Genomic DNA, 3,326 nt, shown 5'->3' with positions numbered 1-3,326 from the left:
CCGCCGACGGGTCGAACATCGTCCCGCGATCGGCCACCGCCAGCACCGAGATGGCGTTGGGCATGCCTTTGCTCATCAGCGTGGTGCCGTCGATGGGATCCACGGCGAAGTCGCAGGCCGGGCCGTCGCCGTTGCCGACGTGCTCACCGTTGTAGAGCATCGGCGCGTGGTCCTTCTCGCCCTCCCCGATGACGACGACACCGCGCATCGACACCGAGTTCACCAGCTCGCGGATCGCGTCGACGGCGGCACCGTCGCCGCCCTCCTTGTCGCCGCGGCCCACCCAGCGGCCGGCGGCCATCGCGCCGGCCTCGGTGACCCGCACCAGTTCCATGGCCAGGTTGCGGTCCGGGGCTTCACGGCGCGATGGGCCCGTCATGGTGGCTGATTCTCCCAGAGCCGCATCGGCTGCGGTGAGCTGGGATACTGACCGGGTGACCCCTCAGCCGCAGCCGACGGCCAAGCCGGCCAAACCGCGGCTGCTGCACGACGGTCGCGACATGTTCTTCTCGGTCGCGCCGCTGGTGGTGGCCTGCATCCTGTTGGCCGGTCTGGCCGGGATGTGCTCGTTTCGGCCGGGCGGGACGACGAGCGGGCCGGTGCCGTTCTACGACGACGTCGCCGCCCTGAATGCTGACGCCCAGACGCTGGGGTTCCCGGTCCGGCTGCCGCAATTGCCCGACGGCTGGGCGGCCAACTCGGGTAGCCGGGGCAGCATCACCGACGGTCGGACGGACCCGGCCAACCCGGCGCAGCGCCTGCGCGCGGTGATCTCCACGGTCGGATACCTGAGCCCGAGCGGGATGTATGTCAGCCTGACCCAGAGCAACGCCGACGAACAGCAGCTGGTCGGCTCGATCCACCCCGGCATGCATCCGACCGGCGCGGTTGATGTCGACGGCACCAGCTGGGTGGTGTATCAGGGCGACGCTGAGCCGGTGTGGACCACCCGGCTGTCCAGCCCGGCCGGTCCAGCCCAGCTCGCGATCACCGGCGCCGGCACCGTCGAGCAGTTCCGGACCCTCGCGGCCGCCACGCAAGCGCAACCGCCGCTTCCGACGACAACGGCGAAAAGGTAGTTCCTTACCGAGCGGCTGAAGGCTTCGTAGCCGTCCTGCCCGGGAGCCATTTGCGGCGCGGCTTGGATGCGTCGCCGGCTTCTTCCCGGGGTTGGAGTTCAATGCCTTTGAACACCGCCAGGTAGACCTCGATGGTGGTGACGATGACGATCATCAGCACCGGGCCGATGACGATGCCCCAGAATCCGAACATGGAGATACCGGCGAACACGGCCAGCAGCATCAGCGCGGAGTTGAGCCGGGCGTCGCGCGGCACCAGGATCGGCCGCAGGAAATTGTCGATGTTGGTGACCACCACCAGGTGCCAGACCACCACGAACACCCCGCCGACGACATGGCCGAACAACGCCATGCCGATGCCGAACGGCATCGTCACGATGCCGCCGCCGAGCGGAATGATCGACAACGCCGTCAACACAATCACGAAGAGGAAGAAGCCCTGGTGAAAACCGCCGATGTAGACCGATGCCGCCCCGGCCAGGCCCTGGCAGAGCGCGATGACGAACTGGCCGCTGACGGTGCCGCGCACCATCGAACCCATCCTGGCCAGATAGAGGTCGGTGACCTCTGCGCCCAGCGGGTTGAGCTGGCCGATCAAGGTGCGCACTGTGTCGCGGTGGACCAGTAGTGCGAGAAACACGTAGAGGAAGATGATCGCCGAGGTGACCGCGCCGACGATGCCGCCGGCGGCGCTTTGCAGCAGATGCAGGAGCAGTTCGCCGCCTTTCTGGCCGACGCTGACCATCGCGTGTCGCAGCGATTCCATGGTCACTTCGGCGTGCGCGAACGGCACCCGGGCCAGCAGGCCGTTGACGAACTGCAGGGCCTTGTCGCCGAGGGTGTTCACGTCGGTCTTTTGGGCCCATTCGCCGACGTGGGTGACCAACCGGGAAACCTGCACGACCGCCAGGAACACGCACAGCCCGATCGGCACGATCACGCTGACCAGCGCCGCCAGCAGCGTGCAGGTCGCCGACAGGCCGGTGTTAAGCCGCCGGTTGAACCGGGTGAACAGCGGGGTGAACACGTAGGCACCCACGGCGGCCACCACGACGAGGACGAAGTAGCCGCGCAGGAAGTACGCCCCGAACAGCAGGCTGATCGCGGTGAAGACCGCCAGAGCGCGGCGCTGGGTGAGGGTGAATTCGCGCTTCGAGGCACCGCCGACGACGAGGGCTTCTCGGCTGCTCATGCTGGCTCCTCCGGTCTGGGGTCCGGTCGCGGGTCGCCCCACTTGTCGCGAATGGCCGCCCACGGGTCGGCGTAGCTGCCGGGCTTGCGGTAGTAGGCCGACGTGCGGGTGAGATACCAACGGGCCAACGGTGCGGCCAGCCGCAGCGGGTAGCGTTTCCAGCCGGCCAGCTCGGCGGTCTCGATCAGCATGTCCGGCCACGAATGGTGTTGAAACTTCAGGGCGTCCTGCGCCCGGTCGGTATCCATCCAATCGGTGGCAAACCACCCGTCGTCGCTGCCGGGGTCACCTTTGCGACCGGTCGGCAGCACGCCGACCAAGCCCATCGCCGCAGCGGTGGCGGAGGCGACATCGCCTTGCACCAGCCGGTGCGAGGCGTCACCGCCAATGAGCAGAGTTTCGCCGACGACGTCGGAGGTGGTGGCGGCGGCGAACGCCTGGGCAACGTCGCGGACGTCGACTGTCTGGATGCGATTGTCGACGGGCAGCATGCCCTCGAACACGATGAAGTCGGGATCCAGGTCGAAGCGCGGTTGCACGGTCAACACACCGCCGAGCCGCAGCACCACCCAGTGCAGCGTCGAGTCGCGCACCAACCGCTCGGCCTCGACCTTGTGCGCGCCGTAGATGTCGATGGGATTGACCGGCGTCGTCGCGGACAACACATCGGTGCGACGGTACGGGTTGCGGGGTCCATACACCGCCACACTGGAAGCCTGCAGGAAACGGGGCGGAGTCGGCTGCGCGCCAGCAGTTTTCACCAGATTGGCAGTGGCGTCGACGTTGACCTTGCGCGCTAGCCGATGCCGCGAATAGCACAGCGGAGCGATGATCGCGGCAAGGTGGATGATCGCGGTGGGGTTGACGCTGGCCACCAGGTCGTCGACCGCCGCCGGATCGGTGAGGTCGGCGTAGCGCACCACCACCGATGCCGGCAGTTTGGCTGCCGCCCTGCGGTTGGCGGGCGTGCCGAGGTCGGTCGCGACGACGCGTCGGCCGTCCTCGGCGAGCCGCTGCACCGTCGCGCTGCCCACCAGACCGAATGCGCCGGTGAC

General features: G+C 68.0%; 4 protein-coding genes. 1 reads left to right on the top strand and 3 read right to left on the bottom strand.

Going from position 1 to position 3,326, the window contains the following annotated elements; translation table 11 throughout:
- Nucleotides 1-379: fructose-bisphosphatase class II (locus AC2VOP_RS08310; RefSeq protein ID WP_486960523.1), on the bottom strand; the 379-nt coding region annotated here is incomplete at its 3' end.
- Here AC2VOP_RS08310 and AC2VOP_RS08305 point away from each other — a divergent pair.
- Nucleotides 378-1,079 (top strand): DUF4245 domain-containing protein, encoded by a 702-nt coding sequence (locus tag AC2VOP_RS08305; RefSeq protein ID WP_486960522.1) that lies wholly within the window; start codon nucleotides 378-380, stop codon nucleotides 1,077-1,079. The two genes, AC2VOP_RS08310 and AC2VOP_RS08305, sit on opposite strands and share 2 nt — an antisense overlap.
- A 4-nt stretch (nucleotides 1,080-1,083) precedes the next feature.
- Here the strand turns inward: AC2VOP_RS08305 and AC2VOP_RS08300 are convergent, their stop codons facing one another.
- The gene (locus AC2VOP_RS08300; RefSeq protein ID WP_486960521.1) at nucleotides 1,084-2,271 is read right to left on the bottom strand and encodes an AI-2E family transporter; all 1,188 of its coding nucleotides are present in this window, start codon (nucleotides 2,269-2,271) and stop codon (nucleotides 1,084-1,086) included.
- Nucleotides 2,268-3,326: NAD-dependent epimerase/dehydratase family protein (locus AC2VOP_RS08295; protein ID WP_486960520.1), on the bottom strand; the 1,059-nt coding region annotated here is incomplete at its 5' end. The genes AC2VOP_RS08300 and AC2VOP_RS08295, both read right to left, overlap by 4 nt.

The organism is Mycobacterium sp. TH-M106, assembly GCF_057473765.1.
The sequence above is the reverse complement of the archived record's forward strand: the minus strand, read 5'-3'. Positions and strand labels throughout refer to the sequence as shown.